12 protein-coding genes are annotated in these 16,586 nt (G+C 34.4%); 11 read left to right on the forward strand and 1 reads right to left on the reverse strand.

The annotated features are described in order from the left end of the window. The first annotated feature begins 8 nt into the window (after nucleotides 1-8). Nucleotides 9-1,508: a BatD family protein gene (locus ACZ47B_RS10475; protein ID WP_464894477.1), complete on the forward strand. Its 1,500-nt coding sequence runs from the start codon at nucleotides 9-11 to the stop codon at nucleotides 1,506-1,508. Nucleotides 1,509-1,511: 3 nt separating this feature from the next. Here the strand turns inward: ACZ47B_RS10475 and ACZ47B_RS10480 are convergent, their stop codons facing one another. Continuing rightward, nucleotides 1,512-2,723 carry a cation:proton antiporter gene (locus ACZ47B_RS10480; RefSeq protein WP_464894478.1) on the reverse strand — a complete coding sequence of 404 codons (1,212 nt, stop codon included), beginning with the start codon at nucleotides 2,721-2,723 and terminating at the stop codon, nucleotides 1,512-1,514. Between the two features lie 532 nt (nucleotides 2,724-3,255). Here ACZ47B_RS10480 and ACZ47B_RS10485 point away from each other — a divergent pair. From ACZ47B_RS10485 to ACZ47B_RS10530, 10 genes are all read left to right on the forward strand, one after another. Continuing rightward, on the forward strand, nucleotides 3,256-7,293 hold the full coding sequence (locus ACZ47B_RS10485) for a transferrin-binding protein-like solute binding protein (protein WP_464894479.1): 4,038 nt from the start codon (nucleotides 3,256-3,258) through the stop codon (nucleotides 7,291-7,293). A 14-nt stretch (nucleotides 7,294-7,307) separates the two neighbouring features. Further along, the gene (locus ACZ47B_RS10490; protein WP_464894480.1) at nucleotides 7,308-8,594 is read left to right on the forward strand and encodes a surface lipoprotein assembly modifier; all 1,287 of its coding nucleotides are present in this window, start codon (nucleotides 7,308-7,310) and stop codon (nucleotides 8,592-8,594) included. Nucleotides 8,595-8,635: 41 nt separating this feature from the next. Next, nucleotides 8,636-9,286, forward strand: coding sequence for a response regulator transcription factor (locus ACZ47B_RS10495; protein ID WP_464894481.1), 651 nt, complete (start codon nucleotides 8,636-8,638; stop codon nucleotides 9,284-9,286). Further along, complete coding sequence (locus tag ACZ47B_RS10500; protein ID WP_464894482.1) at nucleotides 9,276-10,334, forward strand: sensor histidine kinase; 1,059 nt, start codon at nucleotides 9,276-9,278, stop codon at nucleotides 10,332-10,334. Before ACZ47B_RS10495 ends, ACZ47B_RS10500 begins: the two co-directional genes overlap by 11 nt. A 49-nt stretch (nucleotides 10,335-10,383) precedes the next feature. Next, nucleotides 10,384-11,526 (forward strand): efflux RND transporter periplasmic adaptor subunit, encoded by a 1,143-nt coding sequence (locus ACZ47B_RS10505; RefSeq protein WP_464894483.1) that lies wholly within the window; start codon nucleotides 10,384-10,386, stop codon nucleotides 11,524-11,526. Beyond that, nucleotides 11,519-12,664 carry an ABC transporter permease gene (locus ACZ47B_RS10510; protein WP_464894484.1) on the forward strand — a complete coding sequence of 382 codons (1,146 nt, stop codon included), beginning with the start codon at nucleotides 11,519-11,521 and terminating at the stop codon, nucleotides 12,662-12,664. Before ACZ47B_RS10505 ends, ACZ47B_RS10510 begins: the two co-directional genes overlap by 8 nt. 6 nt (nucleotides 12,665-12,670) lie before the next feature. Further along, nucleotides 12,671-13,402: an ABC transporter ATP-binding protein gene (locus ACZ47B_RS10515; protein ID WP_464894485.1), complete on the forward strand. Its 732-nt coding sequence runs from the start codon at nucleotides 12,671-12,673 to the stop codon at nucleotides 13,400-13,402. Then, complete coding sequence (locus tag ACZ47B_RS10520) at nucleotides 13,386-14,627, forward strand: TolC family protein (RefSeq protein WP_464894486.1); 1,242 nt, start codon at nucleotides 13,386-13,388, stop codon at nucleotides 14,625-14,627. Before ACZ47B_RS10515 ends, ACZ47B_RS10520 begins: the two co-directional genes overlap by 17 nt. A gap of 75 nt (nucleotides 14,628-14,702) precedes the next feature. After that, a complete protein-coding gene (locus tag ACZ47B_RS10525; RefSeq protein ID WP_464894487.1) occupies nucleotides 14,703-15,842 on the forward strand; it encodes an MlaE family ABC transporter permease in 1,140 nt (379 codons plus the stop codon). Continuing rightward, nucleotides 15,839-16,582 carry an ABC transporter ATP-binding protein gene (locus tag ACZ47B_RS10530; RefSeq protein ID WP_464894488.1) on the forward strand — a complete coding sequence of 248 codons (744 nt, stop codon included), beginning with the start codon at nucleotides 15,839-15,841 and terminating at the stop codon, nucleotides 16,580-16,582. Before ACZ47B_RS10525 ends, ACZ47B_RS10530 begins: the two co-directional genes overlap by 4 nt. Nucleotides 16,583-16,586 lie beyond the last annotated feature (4 nt).

The following is a 16,586-nucleotide window of genomic DNA, read 5'->3' on the forward strand; positions in this document are numbered from 1 at the left end:
GGAATAAAATGATAAAAAAACTGATAATATTTATAACAATTTTTATGATAAATCTATATGCAACAGTAACCGCAACAGTCGATAAAAGTGAAGTTGTAAGAGGAAATGAGGTAACTCTTAGTTTGACTGCCCAAGGAGATAATGTAAAATTCCCTCCTATAAACGATATAGGCGGTTACTCAGTAGATTCATCAAGCAGAACACAAAATATAAGCATAGTAAACGGTAAAATGACAAAAAGCATAACCAATTCATATATTTTTACACCGTTAAAAAGCATAACCATTCCCTCTTACTCCATAGAAGTGGATGGAAAAACAGAAAAAACGAAGCCTATCAGTTTAAAAGTGGTTTCAGCCGCACAAGCAGGGAAAAATCCTGCTTTTTTGCTTCAAATGATAGCCAACAAAAAAGAAGCCTATGTGGGAGAGCCTATAACTTTGAGGATCATTTTCAAACAAAAAAGAGATGTTCCTGTTGAAGGTATACAGTTTGCAAATCCGACTTTTACAAATTTTTGGGCAAAAAGTGACGGTAAAGATAGAAAACAAATAGTCGGAGACTATGTCATACACAATATAACTTATGTCCTTATCCCCCAACAATCTGGAGATTTTAAAATACCGCCGGTCAAAGTCGCCATAGCAAAAAGAGTGCAGATAAGAGATGCTTTTTCATTTATGCTCCAAAGGATAAGATGGAAAAATATCTTTTCAAATGAGTTGAATATCAAAGTAAAACCGCTTCCAAGCGGAGTAAGTGTATATGGTAGATACACTATAAATGCAACCATTGACAAAACCATAACCAAAGCGAACAAACCGGTAAATTTAACCATAACCGTAAGAGGTGAGGGAAATGTGGATGATATAGATAATTTTGACTTGAAAGTGCCTAATGCTACGGTTTATAAAGATAAGCCAAGTAGAAATACATATCTTGAAAATGGCGAATACAAAGGTGTTTTCAAACAAAAATTTGCCCTTGTTAGCGATAGCGACTTCACCATACCTCCTGTAAAATTCACCTACTTTGACAAAGATGAAAAAAAGATAAAAACCATCCAAACCAAATCCATAAAAGTCAAAGTAACAGGCGGAACAACTTACAATATGCCAAGCGCTCATAAGTTGATAACTAAAGAAGAAAACCAGCCTGAAAAAATCAAAACGAAGATACTCTACAAAGAGGGCAATCCTTATGAAAAGTGGATATATCTGATCATCGGACTGTTTATAGGCTTTGTATTATCCAATCTTAAGTATCTAAAAAATTTCAAAAAAGAAAAAAGTGAACATCCGTTATCATATGAGATAAAAAAAGCAAAAAGCGATAAAGAGCTTTTGAAGATACTATTGCCATACATTCAAAGAAATCAGCAGATAAAAGAGATAGTTGACAAGCTCGAAGCCAACTTGTATATGGGACAAGATAACAAAATAGATAGAAAAAAGCTAGCCAAAGAGATAGAAGGATTATTAAACCCCGAAGATGAGGAGATTTTGTAGGGGTCAATTTTTTGTCATATATTTGCCGTATTTTACGAGGATGGATTTTGTTAAAAACGGACCTATAAGTTCATGTATAAGGGTAGTTGCTATGATGATATTTAAAATGATGGGAGCTACTATCTCAAAGTCCGTTATCTCCTGTAAAGAAAGAGCCAAGCCTATAGCGATACCGGCTTGCGGGAAAAGTGCAAGGCCAAGGTATCTTCCTATCTCGTCATCTGCATTTGAAATCTTTGAGCCGACCCAAACCCCGACTATCTTGCCTATGATCCTAAATACTACATATATGATGATAGCCAAAGGCATTTGAGTGATAAAAGAGACATTTAAATGCATAGCGGAAATTGTAAAAAAGAGTAAAAAAATGATATCTTTCAGATGGTTGTCAAACTCCTTTTTTACTAAAAAAAAGTTTTTTGAAAGATTGGAAGCCGTTACTCCCATAACAAGAGATGCCAGCAAAGGTTCAAGTAGAAAGTACTGACTTATGCTGTAGGTTATAAATATCATTCCTAGAGTGGATGTCGTCTTAACCCCCTGATTTTTTTTAAATACCCTGTCGATGATCTCCGATATGAAAGCACCGGCCATACCTACTAAGATAGAAAATACTATAGTTTTTATGATACTTATAAACATATGTGTATCGATGGTGCTGGAATCTATGAAAGTTTTTGATATGATGACAATGAAACTGAAAAATATCAGTGCAAAAGCGTTGTCCATGGCAACGATGCCCAGCAAAAAAGAGCTGAATTTCCCTTTCGCTTTTATCTCATGGCTTACTGCAAGTATGGTAGCGGGTGCAGTAGCGGTGGCAAGTCCTCCAAAAAGTATGGCTGTGATGATGCGGTATTCGTTGTTGAAACTGAAGTTTAAAAGATCGAACATCACATAAAATGTCACACTTATGAATATAAAAGTAAAAACGGCTTCAAAAAATGAGATAGTGAGTATCTGTTTTAATGTATCTTTCAAAATGTCATATTTTAAGTTGGCCCCGACCAGTACAGATATAAGCGACAAAGAAAGATCGATGATGAAGTTGCTTCCATGTATGAACTCTTGCGGTATGATATCAAGCCCGTTTGGACCTATGATGATGCCAAGTATCAAATACCCCACAACATTTAAGATACCGAGATTTTGCACAAACACTCTCATAAAAGAGCCCAGTACAAATATCAAACCTACTATCAGTAATATCTGCATTTATATCCTTTTGCGTAGTATATTTTACCATAAAAGCCAACAAATTATAATATTTAGACTCACTACACATTTATGTTACAAAACTACACATATACACATAAATTAAAATATTATAAATGAAAAAAGTATAATTTAAAAATTATTTAATAATTTATTAAGTATATTGTTTTTTGAATTTAAAAATAGTTTATATAAAATAAATTTATATATTTTTAAGTTTTAAATTTTTTAAGTAATTTTAGTGAAGAATAATAAATAAAACAGGAGTATTATAATGTATAAAATATCTAAGTTTATCTTATTGTTGTTAGTTTTATTGCAAGGTTTAATAACCATTGCATCTGGTGATATAATTAAAAGTGTTGGGTACTTCAATAAAACATATAAGGCTAATAAAGCAAAAAATAATGCTATACAGAAAGATAGTTATCTTCCATTGGTTGCACCTACTGTTGGTGCAATAAGAGATTCAATATCTATATATGCGAAGAGACTTGAACAGTTATCGCAATATCCGCAGAAACAGAGAAAATTGGCAGATAGAGCATATAAACTTTTGAAAGAAGTGTATCAAGATCCAAAAAAAACAGCTAAGGTGGAGAGGTTACTTGATAAATTTTCAAAAGATAAAGCATTACTTGATAAAGCAGCAAAATTTAAAAAATATGCTAAAAAAATTAATCATATTGCAACAGGAATTACTGCAGGCACGCAACTTTATGAATGGAAAAAAAGTGATAAAGACTTAGTTAGTAATATGAAGTTAGTAAAAGATTTGCTAGTGGATGCTACTTCCTATGTCCCCGTGGCTGGCGAAGTTGTAACTGCCTTGGATATAGCAACAGACGAAGCAGTTGATCGGATTAATAATATGTATGACAATAAAAGAAAAAAACATGAGAGTTTAATAGATCAACTTTTTGGTATAAAAAAGAAATATGATACTAAACTAAGAAGATCAATAATATATGCAACAAATAAGAATAATGGAGTATTGAGACGTGATCAAATATTAAAAATATATAAGGACAATAAGATAGCATTTTACAAAGAAATTGAGCCATATAAAAAACATTGGGAAGATACAAGTAGTAAATTTGACAAAATTGCTAACGGAAGATTAAAACTACCATTTATAACTGTAGCACATAATGATAATCCTGAATTAGATGCTTATCATAGAGTGCAAGCAGATGCTACAAGATGGATGCATCCAAACGAATATGAAAAAGATTTGAAACGCCTAGAAAAAATATCGAAGAAAACTGAAATTGAAAGATTAACAATAAAATTGGCGAAAGTAAATGAAGTTTTTAGAAAAAACTTACTTAAAGCACAGCAAGAACAACAAGTAATACTTCGAGCTAATGCAAGCATAATAAAAAAGGAACAACAAAAACCAGTTATAAATAAACAAAAATTAGTGTTAAAAGATAAAACAAAGCAAAAACATGTTAAAAATAAAGAGCAAAAAGCCCAACAGTCAAAAGTACAGCCTGTTCAAGAGAAACAAACTGTGGCCGCACAAGCTAATACGCAGCTTCAAGATCAAAAAACTCAAGCAGAGAAACTTAGAAAACAGAACACTCAATTAGCACAAGAGTACAAAACTCTTTATATTGAAAGTCACCAACATCCGGATGATAAAAGTCTTCAGCAGAAACTTGCTCGTAAAGATAAAGAGCTTAGAGCGAATGCACAGGCATTTTTGGATTTAAGGGCGGCAATTAGAAAAATAGATAAAACATATTTCGGTACCGTTGATGGCCCACTTACTGTTCAAAGAAAAATACCACAGAGTGAACTGCAACCTAAAGTCGCTACTGTTTTCAAGACAGAACAGCAGACAAAGCAGAAAATTAAGCAAAATATTCAAAAAAAGATAGTTCAAAAAGCAATAGATCATAAGATTCCGAAATTTACAGGAACAAAACAGGAACAAGCACTAAAACAAGCGGAATTCTTACGAAATAGAAATCAAGGTAAAAAGTTTTCACAATGGAACAAAAGAGATAAGGTTGCCATGGGTATCATCGCACGCAATCTTGGTATTGCAAAAAGTGCATCTTCCATTACTCAAAGAGGTGCTATTTTAAATGCATTGTTCAATTATAAAGGTGAAAAAGGTATCAAGCAGCAGTTAAGTGGTACATATTACGCACCGGAAATAGCTCGTCTAAATGAGCCAAAGAAAAAAAGTATTCAAAAAGTAAAAACTATAAAAAAAGATAACAATCATGTAAAATCCGCAAAATCTAAAGCGATTGACAATCATTTGAAACAAAGTGTCAGGGTCATAGCACAGCAAAAACATCAATTATCCAGAAAAGAGATGGAATTACAAAATGCTAAAGATAAACTTTCAAAGATGAAACGTTCAACTTATAGCACTCGTTCATATACACAGGTAAGTTTTGACAACAGGAAAATCAATTATCTGCGAAGAGCAAACAGCATCATAAATAAAAACCGTGGTAAATCTTTTAGCAAATGGAGTAAAAGCGATCAAGTTTCCATGGGTATCATCGCACGAAATCTCGGTATAGCAAGATCTTCATCTATCATCCACAAAGGTGCGATATTAAACGCACTGTATAGAAGCAAGGGTTTTTATGGCATGAAGAACCAGTTTGCAAAAATATCGACTACCAGGTATAAAAGATTTGTACAGACAAACTATGCTTACAATGATTTGTCTGCAAGCATTTTGACTTTGCAAAATGAAATAGGCACTTTAAAATCAAATATTTCAAGACAAGAAGAGACTATAAGAAGATTGAGGATGCAAAAAAATAGTCTTTTTAGCATTGCAAAAAAAGATGATACAAGTGATTATCTAAATGACTATAAACAGGAGATAGCACAAAATACCGTTTTAACACCTGTTAAACAATCAGTAGATGAGTCATGGTGGGATGGAGCATATACTAGAAATTACTATGGTATAAATGATTCCGGAGCGATAGAAATCTATGGGTACGGAGATGCCGAAGCCTCAACAAAAGCATATAAGCCGGGTCCAGGAACGAATCTATATCTAAATGCAAGCGGAGATGGTACAGGCACAAATAGAATCATAACACTAAACAGACCGGCAAATGAGTATTTTGGAGATTATTCGTATGCGGCTTGGGGGACATGGTCGGATCCAAATGCTGATCAAAGCCCTGATAAAAATAAAATCTATACTTCACACTGGGTTGTTGTAGATCAAGTTGACAGAGATCATATGCCGATAGTAGGAACGGCTACTTATAAAGGTGAATTAAAAGGCATATTGAGAAATATAGGTATAGCAAATACGATACATAATGCAAACGGACAAATATCTTTAAATGCAAATTTTGGTACAGAAAGCATAGCAGGAACTTTGATGGTAAACAACGCCGATACCGGAGCAAACTGGGCAAATGCATCGTTTAATACAAGGATGGACACTTCCACTGACGGAGATGGTTTGTTTTTTGATGCCGCACTTACGGGCTCAGATATATCAAACAAGGAAGAATGGCATTCACAGATATCTGGAGAATTTGGTGGAGATTGGGCTGCTGAGGCCGGAGGCATGTGGGCTATAACAAAAGGAACAGGAAGCAGAGGTGACGGTAGAGCTGTTGGAGTATTTAGAGCGAAAAAACAGTCTCAAGTGCTATCGGGTCAGTCTTGGGCAGGAGCTACAACATTTCATGCAGAAGATAAAAGTACCGGTTATCTGACATATTGGGGCGGAAATGGTTTTGACAATACCATTGCAAGTGCCTCTCAGGGATATGGACCGATTTTTAATGAAGATGAAACAGGTAGAGAAGGTTTGGTAGATGGTGGGGTTATAAAAAGTGTACATATCAACCATGGGGAAAATACTTCAACAGACAATACAAAAGATTTTCACATAAAACATGATGAAATCGATACATTATCATCTTTTTATAACACAAATATAAACTCTTTGAAATTGAAAAGAAATCTTCCTGACGGTAATGCCCTCTCTATACAAACCGATGGACACTATGACTACAGCGCATGGGGCTCATGGAAGCAAACAGGAGGATTGTATACCAATATAAACGGTGATAGTGGTAAAGAGCAAATGTCAATGCACAATAATTGGATCTCAGGTCAAAGAACTGTTGATTTGCCAAAAACCGGAAGTGCCAAATACAGTGGATTTTTAGATGGACATTTGTATAAAGGAAGTGTGGGTGGCGGATACGGTGGAAAAGTGAACGGCAGCATAAACTTAAGTGTAGATTTTGCCAATACATCCATAGTGAGCGGGACTCTAAAGATAAACAAAGCAGGAGGCGGGTCGCTGGCTACTGCTACTATGAGTAATGCAGTTTTAGATAGAAGCGGCAGTTCGTTTGCAGCTAGACTAAGTGGAACAAACATAGCTCCAAGACCGGATCATGGTTCTCAAAATATGATATCCGGTCAGTTTTTCGGTCCTCATGCGGAAGAAGTCGGCGGTGCCTGGAATGTAGAGATAAAAAACAGCAACGGAGCAGATGATCATGCAGACGGTATCTTTGCGGCTAAAAAACAAGCTGCAGAAAAACCGGCAATATAAGAGGAGATATAAAAATGAAAAAAATATTGATAATCTTATCTACGACACTTCTCATGCTTTATGCTGACAAAATAAAAGATATAAACCAAAAAGCCATATCCTTTTTAAATGGAGGTAAAGTTGCAAATGCATACAATGTACTGATACAATCATACAAAAACGGTACATATAACAACCAAACACTTTTTTTGTTGGGTACTGCGGCAAGATTAAGAAAAGACTATAAAAACGCGGTAAAATTTTTTGAATTGTTATTGCAAAAAGATAAAGGAGCCAATAGAGTACGACTTGATTTGGCCGTAGTATACTATAAATTAGGAGAGTTTAAAAAAGCTAAAGAGTTGTTGTTGATAGTAAAAAGCTCTCATCCCCCTAAAAAAGTAGGGGACAATATAGATCTTTTTTTAGCGACTATCGAAAGAGGTATCCCAAAACTTTGGAGTGTGACCCTTGGCATAGGAAGAATGTATGACAGCAATGCAAATGCCGGACCTGATGTGGATACCATCTTGATGTACAACTTGCCTTTTGCTCTTTCTCCTGATGCAAAGGCAAACTCAGATTATGCCATGAAGTACAATTTTGATATGAATTATATAAAAAAGATAGATGGTTTTGCATGGCAAAATACGCTAAATGCTTCCATAGTTGATTATGATGATTTAAATACCCTTGATAGTAAAAATATCTCTTTGTCAACCGCAATTATAAAAAATAAGGATAGATTTACTTTCTCATTCCCGTTTATAGGTAATATTTTGATCATAGGACACGATAAACAGTACTACTCTACAAGTGCAGGTTTTGCTCCTCAGATAAGTTATCGATACAGCGATAGGGTATCTTTGAACTTTGCATTAAGTTATCAAGGGAAGAAGTATTATAAAGCCGGGGACAGAAAGAGTCACAGTTTGTCTTTTTCACCTTCAAGCAGGATATTTTTAGACCGGTCAAGTTATGTGGGTATCGGTTTGTTTGTTTCCAAGGAGAGATCAAAAACAGAGACTTACTCCAATGACTCATACGGATATAATGCAAATTATTTTAAAGCATTTAGCAGAAATACTACGCTCAATATAGGCTATAGTGAAAGCAGGATTGATTATAAGGGTAGAGAAATAGCATACAACAAAAGCAGAAATGACATATCTAGAACTGTTAGTTCGAGTTTGTCATATTTCATAAAAAGCATAAAGTCAAAATTGTCTTTAAATCTTTCATATACAGACAATTACTCAGATATCCAAATGTACAAGTATGATAGAAAACAGATAGGCATCAATATATCGAGGAGTTTTTAACCGTTAACGATGGGTTAACAAATATTTTTATATACTTTTATATGTCAAAAATATTACTGCTTGAAGATGATGAAATTCTTTATGAAACATTGATGGAGCTTCTTGAAGATGAAGGTTTTGAAGTAACACTAGCAAAAGATGGTGAGAGTGCGCTTGATAAAACTTTTTCTTCAAACTTCGATCTTTTGCTTTTGGATGTCAATGTTCCCTTTTTAAACGGGTTTGAACTCTTAAAAAGCTTGAGAGAGAGTGGGGATATGACTCCTTGTATATTTATAACAGCTCTTGTTGATGTATCTTCCATAGCAAAAGGCTTTGATGTCGGGGCTGATGATTATATAAAAAAGCCTTTTGATTTTGATGAGCTTCTTATAAGGATAAAAGCACTCTTAAAAAAGCAGTATCATACTTACACAAATGAGATAAAATCCAAAGATTTTAGATGGGTTGTCGAAAAAGATGAACTCTATAAAAAGGCTGATTTCGTACCTCTTCCTCCGGTGGAGCTTCATATAGCAAAGATATTTTTTCAAAATATTGATAAAACAGTCAAAAAAGAGTATTTGCTTGAGAGTTTAAACGAAGGTAAGGAAAGTAGCGAGGGTGCACTTAGAGTGCATATAGCCAAATTAAGAAAAGCCGGACTTCTCATAGAGACTGTAAAAGGGATAGGATACCGTCTTGAATCATGAAAAAAAAGCTTTTTTAGAATTCTTTTTTATATACTTTATTAGTGTGGCTCTTTTGATTATTGCAGCCGGATTTTTTTACTACTCCCAGATGAAAAACCAATACTTGAAAAATGAAGAGTTTTCCATCATCAACTATGCAAGAACTTTAAAGATGAGTGGCGATGTCAGTGAATTTGGAAAAGAGTATAGATATAAGAAGATAGATAAAAGATTTAAGCACTTTGATATAAAAAATTTCCAAATGAAAGATGGAAAATTTGTCAAATATATACCAAGAAATAAATTTGAAGGGTATTTTGAGATACTAAAATCAACAAAAAATTTTGAGAAGAAACTTTCTGATCTGAGGGTAAAATTGTCCATAGTGGAAATATTGCTGCTTTTGGTATTTGCATACATCAGTTATCGTTTGGCTAAAAATGCTTTGTTGCCTCTTAAAAAAAGTATACAAACCCTCGATAAGTTTGCAAAAGATTTGATACATGACTTAAATACACCCGTAACCTCCATCAGACTTAACATGAAAATTTTACAAAAAGATCCTAACTTTGCAAAAAACAGGGCACTTAGCAGGATAAACAGAAGTGCCCACACCATCTCGGAATTATATGAAAATCTAACCATACTGCTTGAAGAGAAGACTTTTCAACTATCCAAAACAGATATTTTCGATATAGTTGATGAAGTGGTGCAGGTTCAAAAGCAGATATATCCACATATAAAGTTTCAAGTTTTAAAAAGTAGATTCATTGCCAAAACCAATAAAAAAGCTATGAAGCAAATCCTGCAAAATATCATTTCAAATGCCTGTAAATACAATACAAAAAGTGGATATGTGAAGATATATGCCAAAGATAACAGCCTGTATATCGAAGATAATGGTCAAGGCATACAAAACCCTGATAAGATATTTGAGCGCTCTTTTAGTGAAAATAGTGGAAGCGGTATAGGGCTTGATATAGTAAAAAGAGTAGCCATAGCACTAAATATAGATATAAAAGTAACAACTTCTTCAAGTGGCACAACTTTCATCTTAACGATGAGCTAACACGCAAATAGTATAATTACATCATAACAAGTCCATCAAAAGGTAAAACATGAATAAAATCATAAAATATATCATATATCTATCTCTTGCGGTAATAGTTGGAGTCCTATTTTACAAAAAAGTTTATATCCCAAAGCATACTTATAAAACAGCTCATGCAAAAAAAGGTGATATAGAGATAAAAGTCGAGGGTATAGGCAATGTAGGTGCAAGAAACATATATAAAGTCGGCTCTTTGTATGGTGGAAAAGTTCTTGATTTTTCTATCAAAAAAGGTCAATATATTAAAAAAGGGGAATTGATAACTCATATAGATAGTGTTGATCTTGAAGATAAGATAGCGAGCGAAGAAGCACTTGTAAAAAAACTTCTTGAAGATATAAAAGGGTTGGAAATCGATAAAAAAACAGCAGAAGTTGACTACAAGTATCAAATGGATCTATTTATAAAAAACCAAAAACTTTATAAGTTGAAGTCTATCTCATATCTAACTTTTAGAAAATACCAAAGTTCCAAAGATATGGCTGCACTTAAGATAAAAAGTATCAATTCACATGTAACATCTCTGAAAAAGCAGATTGTTCAGATAGAAGAGGATATAAAAGGTTTACAAAAAAGACTGACTTTTTATACCGTATCATCCCCGATAAGCGGATATGTAACAAAAAAATACATTTCAAATCATCAGATACTTTCACCCACACAGCCTATCGTAGATATAGTCAATCCAAAAGATGTATGGGTAGCAACTTACATAGATACAAGGCTAAGCGGAAAGGTCAAAGTAGGTGACAGGGCAGATATAAAACTAAGATCTTCCGATAAAGTTTATAAAGGCAAAGTTGTAGATATAGACCCTATAAACAATCCTATAACCTATGAAAGAGAGATAGATATAGCTTTTGATAATTTGCCTGTACCTTTTTATCTTGAAGAGCAGGCAAAAGTAAGCATAAAAGTCAACAAAATGAAAAATATCCTAAAGATACCGGTAGCCGCTCTATCTTTTTATAATGGAAAAAACGGTGTTTGGCTACTAAAAAATCAAAAAGTGGCATTTAAAAGTGTTAAGGTTTTAGCTTATGAGGGTAAGATAGTCGCCATAAAAGGTATATCTTCAAATGATACTATCGTTATACCCGATCCAAAAAAGAAAGCCTTAAAAAACGGGATGAAAATCCGTCATGATTAATCTTGCATATAAAGATATAACCCACTCTCTTGGTAAGTTTCTCATAACCGCCATCAGTGTAGGGGTGCTTCTTGGTATAGTTATCATTATGATAGGAGTTTACAGGGGTATGATATTTGATGCAAAATCTCTTCTAAATGACATAGATGCCGACATATGGGTAGTTCAACAAGATACCATAGGACCATTTGCTCAAACTTCAAGGATACACGAAGATGTGGAAAATCAAGTCTCTTATCAAAAAAGTGTGCAGTATGCCCAGGCTATAACTTTTCAAAACTTTCAACTTGAAAATAGATACGGCAACTATAAAGTTATGCTTGTAGGTTATGATCCTTTCGGAAAGATAAAAGTGATAAATCCCAAAAAAATCATACAAGGCAGGACTTTAAGAAAACAGCATTATGAGATAGTGGTATCCAAAAAAACAAACTATAAGCTCGGAGAGTATATAAAACTTGGAAGAGACAGATACAAAGTAGTAGGTATTACTAAAGATACGGTATCAAACGGAGGGGATTATCTGATATTTACTTCACTAAAAGATGCTGAAATTTTGCAGTTTACCTACTCCAATGAGAGGATAAGAAGTGATGAACAAAGAGGTATAAAAGGAGGCAATCCTCATCTTGTAAATGCAGTCATAGCAAAACTAAAAGATGGATACGATCCTAAAAAAGCAGCTTTGCAAATCCAAGAATCTACCCATAAAAGTGTATTTACAAAAGGCGAAGAGTTAAGACTTTTGCTTGAGAGAGTCATAAAAAAAGCTTCAAAACAGATAGGAACCTTTACTTTTATACTTGTTATAGTCTCTATCGTTATCATAGCTCTTATCATATACACTATGACACTTGAAAAGATAAAAGAGATAAGCATACTAAAACTCATAGGTATATCAAACTTTACCATATCCAAGATGATCATCCAAGAAACTGTTACTCTTGGTGTGTTGGCTTTCATATCGGGCAATATCTTCGCAAGGTTAACTAGCGGTGTTTTTCCAAAGAGGATAGTACTTGAGATGAGTGATGCTTTTTCGCTCTTTGGAGTGATTCTCATCTCTTCGGTATTTGCTTCACTGTTTGGTATCTATAAAGTTATCAAAACAGATCCTTCTGATGCGATAGGAGGATGACAAAAAATGAAAAATGAAAAATTAGAAATGAAAGATGGGGCTATAAGAGTAGAAAATCTTATGAAAAGTTTTGGAAAAGGTGATGCCAAGATAACTGTACTCAATGGGGCAAGTTTTGAGCTTAAAAGAGGGGAGTTTGTTGCTCTCGTGGCTCCAAGTGGGGCAGGGAAAACTACACTTCTTATGATGCTAGGATGTGTTTTGGAGCCTACAAGCGGGAAGATAGAGATAGATGAAGAAGTGGTATATGATGATAAATGGAAAGTAAAAGATGATAGAAAACTAAGAAGAACAAAGATAGGTTTTATCTTCCAGGCACACTATCTCATACCTTTTTTAAATGTTGAAGAAAATGTCTCTTTGCTTCCTTATCAAAATGGCGAATCCCCAAAAGTAGTCAAACCTAGAGTAGAGGAGCTTTTAGACTATCTTGATGTGGGAGATAAGCTCCATTCGATGCCAAGTGAGTTAAGTGGCGGTCAAAACCAAAGAGTAGCCATAGCAAGAGCATTGGCAAACAAACCATCTATCGTGCTTGCCGACGAGCCGACAGCCGCACTTGATACAAGCAGATCAGTAAGTGTGGTAAAGCTTTTGAAAAAAATCGCAAAAGAGCAAAATGTAACTATCATCATGGTAACACATGACGAGAGACTTTTGCCATATTGTGATAAAGTTTTAAGTATCAAGGATAAGAAAATAGTGATAAAGGAAAGCAGTGATGAACATATCATATAAAACAGTTATATTTTTGCTTTTATCTGTAAGTCTAAGCGCAACTACACTAAAAGAGATAACACAAATGCTTATAGAAAATAATTCAAACATAAAAGCTTTAAACCATAGTGTCAAATCCAAAGAGGAGAGTTTTAAAAGTGTATCCAATACATTGAACCCTACCGTAAATGCCGGTACATCTTACAACAGACTTGATATAGATGTACCATCCAATAAAGTCGGTGCTACTACTGAAGGGTATATCAATCTTGGAGCGGATTTGTATGACGGAGGGAAAAATATCGCGATAAAAAGGCAAAAAAGATATGAAATGATTTCAGCAAAATACAGCAAGGATAACAGTATCAAAGAGATGATGTTGCAAGCCATGACTATTTTTTATCAAATCAAGGAAACAGAAGCGAGCATAAAAGCTTACAAAGATAAGGCAAAAGCGCTCTATGCCCAGTATAAGAGACAAAAACAAAAATATGACATAAAAATGGTAACAATAGATGAAGTTTTGAAGTTCAAATCTGAGTACGATACCAGTGTATACACCATAAGTGAGCTAGAGTATCAAAAAGAGAATTTGCTAGAGAATTTGTCCGTATTAGTCGGTAAAAAGATAAAGGAGTTAAGCGATTCAAAACTAAAGGATATAGCCCATATAAATTATGAGCCAAGTTCATATATCAAATCTTTAAAGAGCGAGCTTGAAGGAGTAAAGGAGAACATAAATATAGCCGATAGCATAAAAAAACCAAAGATAAGGGTTGAAGATACGCTTAGTTTGTATGGTTATGATGATTATGATAAAAACATTATAAAAGATTTGCCTGATACTCAAAACCATTTTATGTTGACATTTTCAATCAATCTGTTCGATACCGCCAGTAAGCATAAAAAACAGTCTGCCGTCTATGAAAAATTGTCAAAAAAAGAGCAGTTAAATTATCAGACCCAAAAAGAAAAGAGTCTCTTCAAATTGGCAAAAGATAAACTCTTAACTCAAAAAGAGAAGATCAAATCAGCCAAAAGCGCTTATGAATCAGCAAAAAGCGTATATAGGGTAATTTATACTAAATATCAAAATTTAGTCGTAGATAACATAACTTATCTTGATGCATTGAGTAAAAAAACACTCTCATACTCACAATACCAAAATGCACTATATGAGTATGAAATAGCAAAAGCTAACTACTACTTTTTAAGCGGACATGATATGAAAAAGATAATTCAGTGACTTCATAAGGTTTAATATAAGCTATATTTTAAAATTATTTTGTATAATTAATAACGTCTTTAATAATGGAAAAATATGGCTACTCAAAATATCGGATTTGAAGTTGTAGAAAATGATGGTGAAAGTTGCAGTATCAATATATCCGGCTATTTTGACAAAAGATACATAAAAAAAATATACTCCAAAATAAAAAAATTAAAACAAAAAGAGTTTTTGCTTGTAGGATTTGACTGCTCTTCCTTGAAAAATCTTGATTATACCGGTGCATTGATGATGGCTGACATCATAGCTCATTTTTCTTCCCAAAAAGCTTCCATAGCCATTTCACATATGGATAACTCTTTTAGAGATATCTTGATGTTTGCCAGAAAAAACCTAAAACAAGCCAAAGCAAAAAATACTGAGAAAGAATTTTTCATAATCAACCTGGCAAACAAGATAGGTAAAGCGATATATGAAAAAATAGACTCTTTTTTTCTTTTTTTATCTTTTATGGGAGAAATCGTCAAAGAGATATGTATGGTTGCAAAAACACCATGGAGATACAGGTTTAAAGCGACAGCTGTTCAGATAGAAAAATCAGGCGCAAAAGCACTGCCTATAGTTGCTTTGACATCTTTTTTGGTGGGGCTTGTGATAGCTTATCAGGGTGCTGAACAGTTGGCAAGGTTTGGAGCAAATATCTTTATAGTTGATATGGTGGGTATATCTATCTTTAGGGAATTGGCACCCCTTATAGCTGCCATTGTGATAGCAGGAAGAAGCTCTTCTTCATATACTGCCGAGATAGGCACTATGAAGATAACCGAAGAGATCGATGCGATGCAGACCATGGGTTTTAGTCCTGTACTTTTTTTGGTTCTTCCCAGGATTTTTGCACTTATGCTTGCTATGCCCTTGATAGTCTTTTTTGCAGATTGCGTGGGAGTATTTGGAGGTATGATAGTAGCCGATACGAGACTTGGCATATCATACAGCGAATTTTTGGCAAGAATGAGAGATGTTTTGGAGATGAAACATGTTCTTATAGGTTTGTTCAAAGCCCCGTTCTTTGGCCTTTTGATAGCTCTCATCGGCAGTTTTAGAGGATTTCAGGTAACAGGAAGTACCGAAAGTATAGGAAGGTATACGACTATAAGCGTTGTAAATGCCATATTTTGGGTCATAGCCTGCAATGCTCTGATATCTGTAATGCTAACGGAGATAGGCATATGAAACCTATCATAAAGGTAAAAGATGTAGTTACAAAATTTGGCTCGAAAGTGATACATGACAAAGTCAATATAACCATAAACGAGGGTGAAGTATATGGTATATTAGGAGGAAGCGGAAGCGGAAAAACAACACTTCTAAGAGAAATCATCATGCTTCAACGCTTTAAAAGCGGAGAGATCGAGATACTTGGTAAAAAAGTCGGTAAAATGTCATACAAAGATGAGATGGAATTGAAAAAAAAGTGGGCGGTTTTGTTTCAATTCGGTGCATTGTACTCATCGCTGAATGTAGTGGAGAATGTCTCATTGCCACTTTTGGAGTACACTAATCTTCCAAAAGAAATCATAGAAAATGTCGCTTTGAGTAAACTAAAAATGGCAGGCTTGAAAGATGAAGCGGCATATCTTTTTCCAAGTGAGCTTAGTGGAGGGATGAAAAAAAGAGTCGCGCTTGCAAGAGCATTGGTAATGGATCCAAAAATCCTGTTTTTGGATGAGCCTACAAGCGGACTTGACCCGGTCAGTGCGGAAAATTTTGACAGACTTATAAGAGAGTTGGCGACACTTCTCGGGCTTAGTGTTGTTATGGTCACCCATGATTTGCATACTATAGAGCATGTGCTTGACAGGTTTTGTATCATATATGATAAAAATATACTGTTTGAAGGCTCTTTGGAAGAAGCGAAAAAGTTTGAGCATTATGCCATAAGAGAGTTTTTGGGACCGATCATCAGTCGGTAGTGAA

Source organism: Thiofractor thiocamini, assembly GCF_055384375.1.

Excerpts from the sequence above, each read along its gene's own strand:
- ACZ47B_RS10475 (WP_464894477.1), top strand. The coding sequence starts at position 9 with ATGATAAAAAAACTGATAATATTTATAACAATTTTTATGATAAATCTA.
- ACZ47B_RS10480 (WP_464894478.1), bottom strand. The coding sequence starts at position 2,723 with ATGCAGATATTACTGATAGTAGGTTTGATATTTGTACTGGGCTCTTTT.
- ACZ47B_RS10505 (WP_464894483.1), top strand. The coding sequence starts at position 10,384 with ATGAATAAAATCATAAAATATATCATATATCTATCTCTTGCGGTAATA.
- ACZ47B_RS10490 (WP_464894480.1), top strand. The coding sequence starts at position 7,308 with ATGAAAAAAATATTGATAATCTTATCTACGACACTTCTCATGCTTTAT.
- ACZ47B_RS10520 (WP_464894486.1), top strand. The coding sequence starts at position 13,386 with ATGAACATATCATATAAAACAGTTATATTTTTGCTTTTATCTGTAAGT.
- ACZ47B_RS10495 (WP_464894481.1), top strand. The coding sequence starts at position 8,636 with ATGTCAAAAATATTACTGCTTGAAGATGATGAAATTCTTTATGAAACA.
- ACZ47B_RS10530 (WP_464894488.1), top strand. The coding sequence starts at position 15,839 with ATGAAACCTATCATAAAGGTAAAAGATGTAGTTACAAAATTTGGCTCG.
- ACZ47B_RS10510 (WP_464894484.1), top strand. The coding sequence starts at position 11,519 with ATGATTAATCTTGCATATAAAGATATAACCCACTCTCTTGGTAAGTTT.
- ACZ47B_RS10525 (WP_464894487.1), top strand. The coding sequence starts at position 14,703 with ATGGCTACTCAAAATATCGGATTTGAAGTTGTAGAAAATGATGGTGAA.
- ACZ47B_RS10515 (WP_464894485.1), top strand. The coding sequence starts at position 12,671 with ATGAAAAATGAAAAATTAGAAATGAAAGATGGGGCTATAAGAGTAGAA.